Here is a 15,105-nt window from a genome sequence, read left to right on the forward strand (position 1 = left end):
CCACCATGGGACCCGGCTCGGCGTCGGAGGACGGAGAAGCGGTTACAGCTTGCGGAGGGTGAAGGTCAGGGGGAGGGACTCGTCCCGGAACGGTTCGCCGAAGGAGCCGTCCGCGCCGGGCTCGTCCACGAGGGCGAAGTCCGACGCGAGGACCTCCTCGGCGATCAGCGAGGCGTGCTCCGTGAGCGCCAGCTCGACCTCCTCGTCGGCGGAAGCCCACCGCAGGGCGATCCGGTCCGCGACATCGAGCCCGGAGTTCTTGCGGGCCTCCTGGATCAGGCGGATCGCGTCCCGCGCGAGGCCCACCCGGCGCAGCTCCGGGGTGATCTCCAGGTCCAGGGCGACCGTCGCACCGGAGTCGGAGGCGACGGACCAGCCCTCGCGCGGGGTCTCCGTGATGATGACCTCCTCCGGCGCGAGGGACACCGTCTCGCCGTCTACCTCCACCGAGGCCGTCCCCAGGCGCAGCGCGGCCGAGAGTTCCGCCGCGTCCGCCTCGGCGATGGCCTTCGCCACGGCCTGGGTGCCCTTCCCGAAGCGGCGGCCCAGGGCGCGGAAGTTGGCCTTCGCGGAGGTGTCGACGAGGGAGCCGCCCACGTCCGAGAGCGAGGCGAGGTCGGAGACGTTCAGCTCCTCCGTGATCTGGGTGCGCAGATCGGGGGAGAGCGTCTCAAAGCCCTGCGCCCCCACCAGCGCGCGGGACAGCGGCTGCCGGGTCTTGACGCCGGACTCGGCGCGCGTGGCACGCCCCAGCTCGACGAGGCGGCGCACCAGCAGCATGTCCTGCGACAGCTCGGGGTCGATCTTGCCGAGGTCGGCCTCGGGCCACGACGCCAGGTGCACCGAGTCGGGCGCGCCCGGGGTGACGGGCACGACCAGGTCCTGCCAGACCCGCTCCGTGATGAAGGGGACGAGCGGGGCCATGAGCCGGGTGACGGTCTCCACGACGTCGTGCAGCGTGCGCAGCGCCGCCGCGTCGCCCTGCCAGAAGCGGCGGCGCGAGCGGCGCACGTACCAGTTGGAGAGGTCGTCGACGAAGGTGGAGAGCAGCTTGCCCGCGCGCTGCGTGTCGTAGTTCTCCATCGCGATGGTGACGAGATCGACCAGCGCGTGCAGCTCGCTCAGCAGCCAGCGGTCCAGCAGCGGGCGCTCGGCGGGCGCGGGGTCGGCCTCGCTGGGGGCCCAGTCCGACGTACGCGCGTACAGGGCCTGGAAGGCGACCGTGTTCCAGTACGTCAGCAGGGTCTTGCGCACGACCTCCTGGATCGTGTTGTGGCCCACGCGCCGCGCCGCCCACGGGGAGCCTCCGGCGGCCATGAACCAGCGCACCGCGTCGGCCCCGTGCTGGTCCATCAGGGGGATGGGTTCCAGGGTGTTGCCCAGGTGCTTGGACATCTTGCGGCCGTCCTCGGCGAGGATGTGGCCGAGGCAGACGACGTTCTCATAGCTCGACTTGTCGAAGACGAGAGTGCCGACGGCCATGAGCGTGTAGAACCAGCCGCGGGTCTGGTCGATGGCCTCCGAGATGAACTGCGCCGGATAGCGCTTCTCGAACAGCTCCTTGTTCTTGTACGGGTAGCCCCACTGTGCGAAGGGCATCGAGCCGGAGTCGTACCAGGCGTCGATGACCTCGGGCACGCGCGCCGCCTCCAGCGAGCAGCCTTCGGCGGTGCAGCCGAAGGTGACCTCGTCGATGTAGGGGCGGTGCGGGTCCAGGCCGGACTGGTCCGTTCCGGTCAGCTCGCTCAGCTCCGCCAGCGAGCCGACGCAGGTCAGGTGGCCCTCGGCGCAGCGCCAGATGGGCAGCGGGGTGCCCCAGTAGCGGTTGCGGGAGAGCGCCCAGTCCACGTTGTTGTCGAGCCAGTCGCCGAAGCGGCCGTGCTTGACGGACTCCGGGAACCAGTTCGTCCGCTCGTTCTCCCGCAGCAGCGCCTCCTTGACCCGCGTCGTGCGGATGTACCAGGACGGCTGCGCGTAGTAGAGCAGCGCGGTGTGGCAGCGCCAGCAGTGCGGATAGCTGTGCTCGTAGGCCACGTGCCGGAAGAGGAGGCCACGCGCGTCCAGGTCGGCGACGAGGTCCTCGTCGGCCTTCTTGAAGAACTGCCCGCCCACCAGCGGCAGCTCCGCCTCGAAGGTGCCGTCGGGCCGGACGGGGTTCACCACGGGCAGGCCGTACGCGCGGCACACGCGCATGTCGTCCTCGCCGAAGGCGGGGGACTGGTGGACGAGGCCCGTGCCGTCCTCGGTGGTGACGTACTCGGCGTTGACGACGAAGTGCGCTTCGGGGACGTCCACCAGCTCGAAGGGGCGCTGATAGGACCAGCGCTCCATCTCGGCCCCGGTGAAGCGCTGCCCGGTGGCCTCCCAGCCCTCGCCGAGCGCCTTCTCCAGCAGCGGTTCGGCGACGACCAGCTTCTCCCGGCCGTCGGTGGCCACCACGTAGGCGACCTCGGGGTGTGCCGCGACGGCGGTGTTGGACACGAGGGTCCAGGGCGTGGTCGTCCACACGAGCATGGCCGCCTCGCCCGCGAGGGGGCCCGAGGTGAGGGGGAAGCGGACGTAGACGGAGGGGTCGACGACCGTCTCGTACCCCTGCGCCAGCTCGTGGTCCGAGAGCCCCGTGCCGCAGCGGGGGCACCAGGGGGAGACGCGGTGGTCCTCGGCGAGGAGGCCCTTCTTGAAGATCTCCTTCAGCGACCACCAGACCGACTCGACGTACTCGGGGTTCATCGTGCGGTAGGCGTCGTCCATGTCGACCCAGTAGCCCATGCGGGTCGTCAGCGCGGCGAACGCGTCCGTGTGGCGCGTCACCGACTCGCGGCACTTGGCGTTGAAGGCCGCGATGCCGTAGTCCTCGATGTCCTGCTTGCCGCTGAAGCCCAGCTCCTTCTCGACGGCCAGCTCGACCGGCAGTCCGTGGCAGTCCCAGCCCGCCTTGCGCGCGACGTGGTAGCCGCGCATGGTGCGGAAGCGGGGGAAGACGTCCTTGAAGACGCGGGCCTCGATGTGATGGGCGCCCGGCATGCCGTTGGCGGTCGGGGGGCCCTCGTAGAACACCCACTCGGGGCGGCCCTCGGACTGCTCAAGGGTGCGCGAAAAGACCTTGTTCTCCCGCCAGAAATCGAGCACGGCGTGCTCGAGGGCGGGCAGGTCGACCTGGGCTGGCACCTGACGGTATGGCATCGGCGGGACTTCCTCCGGCGGACAGACAAGAAGCAGGCATCTTCCGTCGGAGGGACGAGCGCGCGGCCTGACGGCAGCGGACCCGCGGTACCACCCTCCTTGACGGCGGGCCGGGCCCACCGTCCCCTCATTGGGGCAGCGCTGCCGGTTCTACTCGCCCGCTCCGTGGAGCGGGTTTTCTTCCGGCGGCTCGGGGGTGATCTTCACGTTCGCGCTCGCCCCCGGGCTCTCACCGTCCCCGGGTCGCTCCTGGCCGCTCACGGACGCTACTCGTCCCCTTCATCGCCTGTCGCCACCCCCCAGTGTACGGGGCTCCGCGTGCGGGGACCGAGCGGTTTTCGCAGGGCCGGGCGGGGCACAACGCTTGCAGACCGGCGTGCCCCGTTGCCGCGCGCTCGAAGTCGATTTATCGTTCCGGTCACGTTTCGCGAGCAAGATCACAATATGTGAAGGGGCCGCGGCCAATGGTGGCGAGAAAGACTGCCGGTAAGAAGACGGCGGCCGGCGACGAGTCCACGGGGAAGGCCGCGCCCGGGAAGACCGTGGGTGAGGACGGGGCCGACGGCGAGAACAGAGCCGACGAGGCCGTGACGGGGGAAAAGGCGACGAAGGCCACGGCCAAGAAGGGCGTGACCAAGCGGAACGCGGGGAAGAAGACCGCGGCTGGAAAGAAGGCGGCGGCCAAGAAGAGCGCCGACGGACCTCCGGCGAGGAAAGCGACGACGAAGAAGGCGGCGGCCAAGAAGGCCGCCGCACCGGCCGAGGCGGCAGCCGCGGAGCCGACCGCCCGGAAGGCGGAGAAGGCCCCCGCGAAGAAAGCCGCCAAGAAAGCGGCGCCCGCGGAAGCGGACGCCGCGAAGACGACGGGAGCCCAGACGGTGGCTGCGAAGAAGACTCCGGTGGCGAAGGCCGAGAAGGTACCCACCGCCCGTGCGGCGTCGGGGACGCCCGTTCCGCCCGGCGAGCTGGCCGTACGGCCGGGCGAGGACCCGTGGACCCCGGAAGAGGTCGAGGAGGCCAGGACCGGGCTCGGTACCGAGGCCGAACGGCTGAAGAGCGAGATCGCGGCCTCCGAGGAGGCGCTGAACGGCCTGATGCGGGACTCGGGCGACGGCGCGGGCGACGACGACGCCGACACCGGCACCAAGAACATCACCCGCGAGCACGAGATGTCGCTGGCCGCGAACGCCCGCGAGATGCTCTACCAGACCGAGCGGGCCCTGGAACGGCTCGACGCCGGGACGTACGGACTCTGCGAGAACTGCGGCAACGCGATCGGCAAGGCCAGGATGCAGGCGTTCCCCCGGGCCACGCTGTGCGTCGAGTGCAAGCAGAAGCAGGAGCGCCGCTGAACGCCCCGCACCGTGGTGTCGTACCCTCGTTGCGTGACAGAGGTGGAGCGGGGCATCGATACTCCGGACGGGGCCGCGGAAGAGCCGGACGAGGACGCGCGGAGCGGGCGTTCCGGCGAGGACGTACGGGACGAGCGCCCCGGCGAGGAGACGCCGGGTGAGAGTTCCGGCGACGAAGCACCGGGCGAGACCGCGGCGGGCCGCGGGAGCAGGCGCATCGGTGTGCTCGTCGGCGTCGCGCTCCTCGCGTACGCGCTGGACCTGGCCACCAAGCTGATCGTCGTCGCCAAGCTGGAGCACCACGCGCCGATCCAGGTGATCGGCACGCTGCTCCAGCTCGATGTCATCCGCAACAGGGGCGCCGCCTTCGGGATCGGCGAGGCGCTGACGATCGTCCTCACCGTGATCGCGGCGGCGGTGATCGTCGTCATCGCGCGGATCGCGCGCAAGCTCTACAGCACACCCTGGGCCATCGCGCTCGGGCTGCTGCTGGGCGGCGCCTTCGGCAACCTGACCGACCGGATCTTCCGCGCGCCCAGCGTCTTCCAGGGCGCGGTCGTGGACTTCATCGCACCCAGTCACTTCGCGGTCTTCAACCTGGCGGACTCGGCGATCGTGTGCGGCGGTGTCCTGATCGTCATCCTCTCCTTCCGCGGCCTCGACCCCGACGGAACCGTCCACCGGGACTGACGGCTCCTCGCCGCCTTCCGAGGACTCCCCGGAAGGCACCCGCCCCACGCCTCACCTCCGGATCACCTTCGGGTGACGCGCACCGCGTACCCGTCGGCCGTCACCCCGGTCACCCGGACGTGGACGCCGTCGGGGAAGGTGTGGCCCCCGCCGGGCCGGAACGGCGCGTCCGCCAGCTCGGCCAGTTCGCCCGGGTCGCGGTCCGAGCAGGCGGGGCCGCCGCCGCTGCGCGGTGTGGCGTCCACGACGCGCACCGGGCCGCGGCCCGTGGGGACGCGGGAGTCCACGGTGTAGAGCAGCACCCCCTCGGCGCAGATGCCCCGGTCCAGGCCCGTCCTGGTGCGGGCCTCGGCGACGACGGCGCGGCTCGGGCCCGTACGGACGACCGCGATGCTCCCGCCTCCGGGCGAGGCGACGGGGCGCAGCTCGTGCTCCGAGGTGCCGGGGGAGCTGACGCAGCCGACCCGGTCCGTGTCGAGCCAGCCGAACTTCCACTTGTGCCAGCCCATGAGGTCCGAGATCCCGGCCATGCTCATGGTGTCCCAGCCGCCCGCGTGGCGGACCGAGGCGTCCTCGCCGGTGTCGTAGAGGTCGGGCAGCCCGTAGAGGTGGTTGGCCTCGTGGACGAAGTTGCCCCGTTGCCAGACGGCCGCGTCCTGGCTCCTGCCGAAGACGAGCGCGGCCCCCCGTATGGACGTGCCCGTCAGCCCGTGCCCCGCGCGCAGGCCCGTGAAGGTGTTGGCCTGGGAGACGGTGGGCGGGGCTGGGACGTTGTCGTCGGCGACGACGTAGACCATCTCGGTGCCGGTGAAGTCGGTGCCCCGGCGCTCGGCCGCGTCCAGCGCGTCCTGTACGTAGGCGCGCATGGTGGCCGTCGGGACGCCGCGCCCTATGCCGTACGAGGCCCAGGCGCGCGGCATCCGCACCCAGCCGTCGGTGGGCTCCAGATCGAGCCGGTATCTGCCGTGGGACGCCTGCGCGAGATAGTCGTCCGTGAAGTCCGAGAAGAAGGACGCGCGGCGGGAGGGGGAGCCGCGCGCCGGGAGGTCGGGGAAGTCGACCATGATCATGACGGCCTTGCGGTCGCCCTGCGGCCGGACGAAGCCGGGCCCAGGCGGGCCCTCGTCGAAGCCAGGACCAGGCACGACGGCGCACGGGCCCGACATCACCGAGGCCCCCGCGTGGTCGACGGGCATCAGGGCCAGGGCCGCGGTGGCCAGGGCCGTGGCGCCCGCGAGGGTGACGGCGCGACGACTGTACGGGCCGCGACGGTGCGAGCCGCGGCGCGGGCGCCGGGACCCCGGGCGGGCGGACCGCCCGGAGCCCCGGCCCGGTATCGGATGGCTCCCGGACGCCGGATTCGTGCCACGCATACGTGCTCCCTCGCGAGGTCGGCACAGCGCCGTCGGCGCCCGTGGGTAGTGACACCGTCGCCAGCGGGAGAGGCCGTCGCACCCCGGGGCGGTCCGCGCGAGTGAGGGTGAACGGGCCACGTCCGGCATACTCGATCAGGTGAGCACGCTTCCCGAGATCCGCACCCTGCCCGTACCGGACGGCCTGGAAGGCGAGCGTATAGACGCCGCCCTGGCCCGGATGTTCGGCTTCTCCCGCACCAAGGCGGCCGAACTGGCCGCGGAAGGAAAGGTCCTGCTGGACGGGGCGGAGGCCGGAAAGTCCGACCGGGTCCACAGCGGCGCCTGGATCGAGGTCGAGATGCCCGCGCCACCCGCGCCCGTGCGGATCGTCGCGGAACCGGTCGAGGGAATGGAGATCATCCACGACGACGAGGACATCGTCGTGATCGTCAAGCCCGTCGGCGTCGCCGCGCACCCCAGCCCCGGCTGGTCCGGACCCACCGTGATCGGCGGCCTGGCCGCCGCCGGCTACACCATCGCCACCTCCGGCGCCGCCGAGCGCCAGGGCATCGTGCACCGGCTGGACGTGGGCACGTCGGGCCTGATGGTCGTCGCCAAGTCCGAGCGGGCCTACACGCTGCTCAAGCGCCAGTTCAAGGAGCGCACCGTCGACAAGCGCTACCACGCGCTCGTCCAGGGCCACCCCGACCCGCTCAGCGGCACCATCGACGCGCCCATCGGACGCCACCCCCAGCACGACTACAAGTGGGCCGTCACCGCCGAGGGCAAGCCCTCCGTCACCCACTACGACCTCATCGAGGCGTTCCGCGCCGCCAGCCTCCTGGACATCAAGCTGGAGACAGGGCGCACCCACCAGATCCGGGTGCACATGTCGGCGCACCGGCACCCCTGCGTCGGCGACCTCACCTACGGCGCCGACCCCACGCTCGCCAAGCGGCTGAAGCTGGAGCGGCAGTGGCTCCACGCGCTCCGGCTCGGCTTCGAGCACCCCTCCGACGGAAGCTGGGTCGAGTACGAGAGCGGCTATCCGGACGACCTCCAGCGAGCGCTGGACGTGGTGCGTGCGGAGAGTGCGTAAGCGTGGATCAGCTCGCCCTGCTCTTCGCCCTGCTGCTCGCTGCCGTGGTGATGGTGCCGCTGGGTGACCGGCTCGGGCTGCCCTCGCCCGTGCTCATGACCCTCTTCGGCGGGCTGCTGGCACTGCTGCCGTTCGTGCCCAACGTGCAGGTGCCGCCGGAGTTCATCCTTCCGCTGGTGCTGCCGCCCCTGCTCTACGCGACGGTCCAGCGCACCTCCTGGCGGCAGTTCGCCGCGAACAAACGGCCCATCTTCCTGCTCGCCGTCGCCCTGGTCTTCGTGACCACGGCGGTCGTCGCGTTCGTCGCCAACGCGCTGGTGCCGGGGCTCGGCATCGCGGGCGCCGTCGCGCTCGGCGCCCTCGTCGCGCCGCCCGACCCGGTCGCCGCGACCACCGTCGCTGGCAAGCTCGGGCTGCCGCGACGGCTCGTCTCCATCCTGGAAGGCGAGGGCCTCTTCAACGACGTCACCGCGATCACCCTCTACCACGTGGCCATCGCCGCCGCCGTGACCGGCAGCTTCTCGTGGCCGGGCGCGGCCGGGGAACTGGTCCTCTCCGCCGTCGTAGCCGTGGCCGTCGGACTCGCGCTGGGCTGGGCGGCCAACAAGCTCGCCGCCTACCTCGCCGACGCCACCCTCCAGACCGGCCTCTCGCTGCTGGTGCCCTTCGCCTCCTACGTACTGGCCGAGGAACTGATGGGCTCCGGCGTGCTCGCCGTCCTCACCACGGCCCTCTACCTCGGCTCGGGGCGCGCGGTCGACGCGGACGACGTGCAGGGGCGGCTCGCCGGACAGACCTTCTGGTCCATCGTCGACACCCTCGTCACGGGCATCGCGTTCGGCCTCATCGGGCTCGAACTCGCCGCCGTCGTCGGGCCCGTCAGCGGGCGCTGGAACGAGCTGCTGCCCGCGGCCGTCGCCGTGGTCGCCGCCGTCGTGGTCGTACGGCTGGCCTGGCTGCTCCCCGCCGCGTGGCTGGCCAAGCGGCTGCACCGGCACAAGGACCTGGACGAGGACATCCCCGTCAACTGGCGCGAGACCGTCGTCGTCTGGTGGTCGGGGATGCGCGGGGTGGCCTCTGTCGCGCTGGCCCTCGCCGTCCCCCTCACCGTCGACGAGGCGGCGGGCGGCGGGCCCTTCCCCGAGCGCGCCGCGATCCTCTTCATCGCCTTCGCTGTCGTCCTCGTCACCCTCGTCTTCCAGGGGCTGACGCTGCCGTGGCTGGTCAAGCGGCTGAACGTACAGGCCGACAGCGCGGCCGAGCGCGAGCTGGAGCGACAGCTCGCCGTCCGCGTCGCGAAGGCCGCGAAGCGGCGGCTCAAGGAGATCGAGGAGGTCGAGGAACTTCCCGAAGAGGTCTCCGAGCTGCTGGCCCGGCGGGCGTGGGACGTGGGGGCGCGGATCTCGCCCGACATCGTCGACGACGAGCGGCGGGAAGCGCACGCCAAGCGCGTGAAGCGGATGAAGAAGGTGCACCGGTTGAACGGGGAGCTGTTGTCGGCGGCGCGGCACGAGGTGCTGGCCGCGCGCGGCGAACCAGGGGTTGATCCCGAGGTCTGCGACCGGGTGCTGCATCAACTGGACCTCCGCAGCTTTCGCGGCTGACGCCGCGTTTGAGGCGTTCCCTTTCTGTTTCGGGGGCAGCCTCCCGCCTGGTGGGGCTGCGGCCAGCCCCTGCGGGGCGACCCTTTCCCGAGGCGGGCCCCTCATTGGCCGTGCGGCTTCAGGGGGTGCGCTCTGTGGGTGCCCTTTTGGGGGGTTCGTTCGCGTGGTGCGGGCCGGTGGCACGGGTTGTGCCCACCCGTTCCGCCATGCGGAACGCCTGCCCACAACAGTTTTGGCGTCGTCGCCCGGCGAGGGCGTCCCTGGGTGCGCCTTGGGGGTTCGTTGCGAGGGTGCGGGTGGTGGCTTCGGCGCGGCGTGTGGTTGCGGTGCGTCGCGGCTGGCGCCGCGTGATTCCGGGTTCCTGTTGGGGTTATGGGCGCGTGGGTGCGGGGTGTCCGGTGCCGGGGTGGGGTGTCTCCTCGGCGTGAAGGTCTCAGTTTCGGCTTTCCGCCGGTCTTCGTCTCGACCTGCGGGGACACCCCACCGCGTCCCCGTCCCGCCGGTGGCCCACTGCCGCCCGACCAGGGCCGATGCCGTGCACGCTTGCCCTCGTCCGCCCCGTGACCGGGCACGATCCCTGTCGTGACCGGGAGCGGCCTTCGGCTGGAGGTTGGCCACCGGGTGGGAGGTGGTGTGGCGGGGTGTCCCCGCAGGGCAGCGAGTCACCGGCTGAGAGTCGAAAGCGAGACGGTTTCGCCCGAGGAGACGCCCCGGCGCGGCGCCGACCCCCACCACACAGGCACCCCATATCCACGGTCCGAGCCATGAATCACGCGGCGCCAGCCGCGACGTACCGGTCCATACGCCGCGCCGTAGCCACCGGCCCGCACCCGAACACGGCGCCCCGCCACCCCCAGTGCGTGCCGCGGCGCAAAAATCAGCGCGGGACCCTGCGGTGCCCACCACACCGGACAACCGTCCCGCGCAACACCCCCGACGAACGGGGCCAACCCCCCGTCCCCTTCCGCACCCCGCGAAGGGAGCGTCAGAGGGATTTGCCCGCGCGGTCGGACTCGTGGTTCGGGGACGGCTCCGGGAGGGACAAGGGAGCACCCGTGGCGGAGGAGAGGCGGATGCCCGGGAGCGCGGCCGGGTGCTTTTCCTGGAGCCAGCCCAGCAACCGCTCCCGCACATCGCACCGCAACGTCCACAGATCGTCCGACGTCCGCGCGGTCATCGCGACCCGAAGTTCCATCGTCGTGTGTGTCGAGTCCGTCACGACGAGGCTCCAGCTACGGCCGTCCCAGAAGTCGTTCGCGCGAATGATCTCCTCCGCCTTGGCGCGGATCTCCGCTACGGGCGCGGAGTGGTCGACCTGGAGGAAGACCGTGCCGGTCATCTGGGGACCGCCGCGGGACCAGTTCTCGAAGGGCTTGCTGGTGAAGTACGACACCGGCATGGTGATGCGGCGCTCGTCCCAGGTGCGTACCACGAGGTACGAGACGGTGATCTCGTCCACCGTGCCCATCTCGCCGTCGACCACGACCTCGTCCCCGATCCGCACCATGTCGCCGAAGGCGATGGAGAGACCGGCGAAGAGGTTGCCGAGCGTCGACTGGGCGGCGATACCGGCGACGATGCCCAGCACACCGGCCGAGGCCAGCATCGAGGTGCCGAAGGTCTTCATCGCCGGGAACTGGAGCAGGATGGAGGCCACGGCGATGACCACGACCACCGTGGTCACCAGGCGCTGGATCAGCGTGAGCTGGGTCTTGACGCGGCGGGCGCGTGCCGCGTCGGAGGTGATGCCCGAGTAGCGGACGGTGGTCGTCTCGACCACGGCGGCGACCACGCGCAGCACGAGCCACGCCGTGGCGCCGATCAATATGATCCGCAGCCACAGCTCGACGGTCTCCTCGCTGTCGCGGGCGATCTCGGCGTGATCGAAGAATCCGTTCAGCAGGGCGACGAAGATGACGGCCTGAAGTGGTACCCGGCCACGTCGCAGCAGCCCCCACATGGGGGTTTCCGGGTGGCGGGTGTCGATCCGCAGCAGCAGCCGGTCCACGGCCCAGGCGACGACGAACGCCAGCACGATCGCACCGCCGAACACGATGAGCGGTCGTAGCACGTTCTCCATGGCGGAATGACTCCTCGGGGGTAGAAGGCCACCCCCGACGGTACCTGTCACCATGGGCGGGATCGTGCCCTGGGCCAGGGCCACGGCAGGTAAATGTGAGGGATGTGACACCTTGGCCACCGTCGTTCTGTTCCACTCCGTGTACGGGCTGCGGCCCGCCGTCCACAGTGCGGCCGACCGCCTGCGCGACGCCGGGCACGAAGTGCACACCCCCGACCTCTTCAAGGGCCGCACGGCGGACACCGTGGAGGAGGGGATGGCGTTGAAGGACGAGATCGGCCGGGACGAGCTGCTGATGCGGGCCGTCACCGCGACCGGTCCGCTCTCGGACCGCGGGCTCGTCTACGCGGGTTTCTCGCTGGGCGGCTCCGTCGCGCAGAACCTGGCGCTCGCCGACGCGAAGGCGAAGGGGCTGCTCCTCTTCCACGGCACCTCGGACATCGCCGAGGACGCGGCCGTGGACGAGCTGCCCGTACAACTGCACGTGGCCGATCCGGACCCGTTCGAGCCGCACGACTGGCTGAACGCCTGGTACCTGCGGATGCGCAGGGCCGGTGCCGATGTGGAGGTCTTCCCGTACGCGGGCGCCGGCCACCTGTTCACGGACGCCGCGCTCGACGACTACGACGAGGAGGCGGCCGAGCGGGCCTGGCGCACGGCGCTGGGCTTCCTCGACACGCTCTGATCACCCCCCCCGTCAGCCACTGGCCGTACGGGCCCTGTCCGTACCGGCCCGCGGGTGTCCGCGGGCCGCTCGGGGCCGCTCAGTCGAAGACGTAGGTCTCGCCGAACACGGCGGCGTGTTCCAGCACGTCCTCCATGGGGTCGTCGATCTGGCCCGTCGAGATGAGGGCAATGTGCGGCCCGTTGTGCGAGTCGGTGTGCTTCTCGTCGGCGTGTGCGGTGCCGCTCGCCAGTACGGCGAGCGGCAGCACCGTCGCGGCGATCACGGTCAGCTTGATCATCATGTCGTTTCCTCGCCCGCCCGATTGTCGGATACTGCGTCGACATGCGTATCCACCCGAACGGCCCAAAAGTCACGGGCGCGCACGCGGAGTCATCCGATCCGGTCGTGGCGTCGCGGGACGGGGGCTATGGCCTGGTGCAGCGGCCCGTGCCCTCGCTCTTGTCGGGTGCGCAGAGGTAGCCGCGGTCGGCGCGCTCGTCGCTCAGATAGCGGCCCAGGCACTGGCCGGACGAGGTGAGGCCCTGGGCCCCGCACCAGTCGGCGGCGGCGTGGCCGCTGGCGAAGCCCCCGGCCTTCGCGGGGTCCGGGCCCGCGCGGTAGAAGAACCAGTAGCCGGAGCGCAGCGACGCGTAGTCGTCGCTGTCCAGCCAGCGCACACCGTCCACCTTCCGCGCCAGCTCGGCCTGCTGCCTGGCCCGCGCCGATGTGCCGTCCGACTTCGGTACCGAGGCGAGCTGGGCCACCCTGGGCAGCGTCGCGCGGCGGCAGCGGTCCGGCCGCGGTGAGCCTGTCCTGGAGCGTGTCGCCCGGCAGCAGCTCCATGACCAGCCACGGGTACGGGCCCTCGTCGACGATGTGGTGGATGGTGACCACGTGCGGATCGCTGAGCCTGGCCAGGGCGCGGGCCTCGCGCAGCACGCGTGCGCGCAGCATGCGCGAGGCTTCCGAGCCCTCGGGCGTCAACGCCGGGTCCACGGGCCGTACTTCTTTCAGGGCGACTTCGCGCTCCAGCGCGAGGTCCCGCGCCCGCCACACGGTGCCCATGCCCCCGCTGCCGAGCCGTTCCAGCAGCTCGAACCGGCCGCCGACGGTCTGTCCCCGCGATCCCCCAGCTCCCCCAGCCATGGGGGTCAGCGTACGGGCTGCTCCGCCCGCTCGACCCGCTGTGTGCCCGAAAGGGAGCGGTAGGAGCGGCGTACCTCGGCGGTGGCGTTCCGGTCGGTCTTGTCCGAGAGCACGACGTAGTCCATCTGCGCGCGCTCGGCCGTCAGATCCAGGACGCCGTAGCCGTGTGAGTCCATGTCCACCCACTTCACATGGCGGTTGGCGGCCCGCACGGCGGTCTCGGCGACGGTGGAGACGGTGTCGGGGGCGACGCGCAGGACGTCGTCCAGGTTGTCCGAGGTGACGGACGTGACGACGAACTCCGTGGCCACCGGCTCGTCCCACGGATAGGTGGCCGCCTTCACGGGCACGTCGTTGGCCCAGGCCATGTGGATGTCGCCGGTGAGGAAGACGGTGTTGTCGATGCCGTTGTCCCGCAGGTGGGTCAGCAGTTCGCGGCGGTCGTCCGTGTAGCCGTCCCACTGGTCGACGTTGACGGCCAGGCCCTCCTTGGGGATGCCCAGCAGCTCGGCGAGCGGGCCCAGCAGGTGCGCGGGCACGGAGCCGAAGGCGACCGGCGAGATCATCACGGAGGTGCCGACCATCCGCCACTTCGCCTCGGAGGCGCTGAGCCCGGCCTTGAGCCAGTCGAGCTGGGCGCGCCCGGTGAGGGTGCGGTCCGGGTCGTCGATCTCGCCGCCGTTGCCTATGGAGGACTGCTTGTCGCGGAAGGAGCGCAGGTCCAGCAGGTGCAGATCGGCCAGCTTGCCGAAGCGCAGCCTGCGGTAGGTGGTGCCCTGGGTGGAGGGGCGCACCGGCAGCCACTCGAAGTACGCCTGCTTCGCGGCCCGTACGCGCGCCGCCCAGTCGCCCTCGCCCCCTTCGCCGGGGGTGTGGTTCTCGGCGCCGCCCGACCAGGCGTCGTTGGCGAACTCGTGGTCGTCCCACATGGCGATCACGGGGTGCGCGGCGTGCAGGGCCTGGAGGTCGGGGTCCGTGCGGTAGTGGCCGTGGCGTACGCGGTAGTCGGCGAGGGAGACGATCCCGTGGCCCGGCTCGACGGTGCGGACGACGTCGCCCTCCATCGGGTACTCGGCGTGCCCGTACTCGTATATGTAGTCGCCGAGGTGGAGCACGGCGTCCAGATCGGAGCGCGCGGCGAGGTGGCGGTACGCCGAGAACCAGCCGCCCTCGTAGTTTGAACAGGAGGCGACGCCGAAGCGCAGCCGGTCCGCGCTCGCGTCCTCGGCCGGTGCGGTGCGGGTGCGGCCCGTGGGGGAGTGGGCGCCGTCGGCGGTGAAGCGGAAGCAGTACGGGGTGGCCGGGCGCAGCCCGCGCACGTCGGCCTTCACGGTGTGGTCGGCTGCGGCCTCGGCGGTGACCGTGCCGCTCGCCACGACGGTGCGGAAGTCCGCGTCCTCTGCGACCTCCCAGCGGGTCTCGACGGGCGCTCCCTTGCCGGAGCCGGGCACGGCGTCCGGGGCCGGTGTGACGCGGGTCCACAGCAGGACGCCGTCGGGTAGGGGGTCGCCCGAGGCGACCCCGTGGGCGAAGACGGGGGCCTGCGCGGCGTGCGCGCGGGGCAGGCCGCCCGCGAGGGGCAGCAGGGCCGCGGAGGCGGCGGTGGCGGTGGCCGCGATGACCGTGCGGCGCCCGGGGTTTCCGGGGCGCTCGGGCGTGTGCACGGGCGCGTGTCTGTGGGCCTCCGGAGTGCCGGAGGCGGCGTGGGTGTGGGTCACAGCCGGATGGTACGGGCAGGGAGCGGCAACGGGCAGAGCCGTGCGAGGAGTTCGTCGGCCCGTCGCCTCGCCGTGACCGCGGCTTCTCCGGCGGGGCTCACGGGGGAAGCCGCGGGGGCTGCGGGGCGGCCCTCCGGGGGCCCGAAGCGGCCCCCGGGACGGATCGTCCCGGGATGCCGGGGGCGGGGCGGGCGCCGGGGCGGTGGTGGCC

11 protein-coding genes and 1 pseudogene are annotated in these 15,105 nt (G+C 71.8%); 5 read left to right on the forward strand and 7 right to left on the reverse strand.

Translation table 11 applies throughout. The features are described from left to right. Positions 1-42: 42 nt before the first annotated feature. Positions 43-3,183 (reverse strand): isoleucine--tRNA ligase, encoded by a 3,141-nt coding sequence (ileS, locus tag ACWGJ2_RS38730; protein ID WP_453351093.1) that lies wholly within the window; start codon positions 3,181-3,183, stop codon positions 43-45. 464 nt (positions 3,184-3,647) lie between these two features. Here ileS and ACWGJ2_RS38735 point away from each other — a divergent pair, with 464 nt between their 5' ends. After that, entirely contained in the window at positions 3,648-4,535 is an 888-nt protein-coding gene (locus tag ACWGJ2_RS38735; RefSeq protein WP_453351094.1) for a TraR/DksA family transcriptional regulator, read from the forward strand. Positions 4,536-4,568: 33 nt separating this feature from the next. After that, on the forward strand, positions 4,569-5,225 hold the full coding sequence (lspA, locus tag ACWGJ2_RS38740) for a signal peptidase II (protein WP_453351095.1): 657 nt from the start codon (positions 4,569-4,571) through the stop codon (positions 5,223-5,225). Between the two features lie 62 nt (positions 5,226-5,287). On the opposite strand, the gene ACWGJ2_RS38745 is transcribed toward lspA, so the two are convergent. Continuing rightward, a complete protein-coding gene (locus ACWGJ2_RS38745; protein WP_453351096.1) occupies positions 5,288-6,598 on the reverse strand; it encodes a peptidase M6 in 1,311 nt (436 codons plus the stop codon). 139 nt (positions 6,599-6,737) lie between these two features. Between ACWGJ2_RS38745 and ACWGJ2_RS38750 the strand changes: the two genes are divergently transcribed. Both ACWGJ2_RS38750 and ACWGJ2_RS38755 read left to right on the forward strand, forming a co-directional pair. Further along, on the forward strand, positions 6,738-7,679 hold the full coding sequence (locus ACWGJ2_RS38750; RefSeq protein ID WP_453351097.1) for an RluA family pseudouridine synthase: 942 nt from the start codon (positions 6,738-6,740) through the stop codon (positions 7,677-7,679). Between the two features lie 2 nt (positions 7,680-7,681). Then, positions 7,682-9,283: a Na+/H+ antiporter gene (locus ACWGJ2_RS38755; RefSeq protein WP_453351098.1), complete on the forward strand. Its 1,602-nt coding sequence runs from the start codon at positions 7,682-7,684 to the stop codon at positions 9,281-9,283. A gap of 985 nt (positions 9,284-10,268) precedes the next feature. On the opposite strand, the gene ACWGJ2_RS38760 is transcribed toward ACWGJ2_RS38755, so the two are convergent. Continuing rightward, positions 10,269-11,363 carry a mechanosensitive ion channel family protein gene (locus tag ACWGJ2_RS38760; RefSeq protein WP_453351099.1) on the reverse strand — a complete coding sequence of 365 codons (1,095 nt, stop codon included), beginning with the start codon at positions 11,361-11,363 and terminating at the stop codon, positions 10,269-10,271. Positions 11,364-11,415: 52 nt separating this feature from the next. On the opposite strand from ACWGJ2_RS38760, the gene ACWGJ2_RS38765 reads away from it, so the two are divergent. Next, entirely contained in the window at positions 11,416-12,048 is a 633-nt protein-coding gene (locus ACWGJ2_RS38765) for a dienelactone hydrolase family protein (protein WP_453351100.1), read from the forward strand. A gap of 79 nt (positions 12,049-12,127) precedes the next feature. Here ACWGJ2_RS38765 and ACWGJ2_RS38770 read toward each other — a convergent pair whose 3' ends face one another. The 4 genes and pseudogenes from ACWGJ2_RS38770 to ACWGJ2_RS38785 all read right to left on the reverse strand — a co-directional run bounded on the left by ACWGJ2_RS38770 (position 12,128) and on the right by ACWGJ2_RS38785 (position 14,840). Next, positions 12,128-12,331 (reverse strand): hypothetical protein, encoded by a 204-nt coding sequence (locus tag ACWGJ2_RS38770; protein WP_453351101.1) that lies wholly within the window; start codon positions 12,329-12,331, stop codon positions 12,128-12,130. Between the two features lie 124 nt (positions 12,332-12,455). After that, the gene (locus ACWGJ2_RS38775) at positions 12,456-12,794 is read right to left on the reverse strand and encodes a hypothetical protein (RefSeq protein WP_453351103.1); all 339 of its coding nucleotides are present in this window, start codon (positions 12,792-12,794) and stop codon (positions 12,456-12,458) included. Next, positions 12,733-13,176 (reverse strand): annotated as a pseudogene (locus ACWGJ2_RS38780) (protein kinase domain-containing protein); the annotation flags it as partial. The pseudogene ACWGJ2_RS38780 and the gene ACWGJ2_RS38775, both read right to left, overlap by 62 nt. A 5-nt stretch (positions 13,177-13,181) precedes the next feature. Next, the gene (locus tag ACWGJ2_RS38785) at positions 13,182-14,840 is read right to left on the reverse strand and encodes an alkaline phosphatase D family protein (protein ID WP_453351102.1); all 1,659 of its coding nucleotides are present in this window, start codon (positions 14,838-14,840) and stop codon (positions 13,182-13,184) included. Between the last annotated feature and the right edge of the window lie 265 nt (positions 14,841-15,105).

The sequence above is a fragment of the Streptomyces sp. NPDC054796 genome, from assembly GCF_053611545.1.

Excerpts from the sequence above, each read along its gene's own strand:
- ACWGJ2_RS38765 (WP_453351100.1), top strand. The coding sequence starts at position 11,416 with ATGGGCGGGATCGTGCCCTGGGCCAGGGCCACGGCAGGTAAATGTGAG.
- ACWGJ2_RS38760 (WP_453351099.1), bottom strand. The coding sequence starts at position 11,363 with ATGGAGAACGTGCTACGACCGCTCATCGTGTTCGGCGGTGCGATCGTG.
- ileS (WP_453351093.1), bottom strand. The coding sequence starts at position 3,183 with ATGCCATACCGTCAGGTGCCAGCCCAGGTCGACCTGCCCGCCCTCGAG.
- ACWGJ2_RS38745 (WP_453351096.1), bottom strand. The coding sequence starts at position 6,598 with ATGCGTGGCACGAATCCGGCGTCCGGGAGCCATCCGATACCGGGCCGG.
- ACWGJ2_RS38770 (WP_453351101.1), bottom strand. The coding sequence starts at position 12,331 with ATGATGATCAAGCTGACCGTGATCGCCGCGACGGTGCTGCCGCTCGCC.
- ACWGJ2_RS38735 (WP_453351094.1), top strand. The coding sequence starts at position 3,648 with ATGGTGGCGAGAAAGACTGCCGGTAAGAAGACGGCGGCCGGCGACGAG.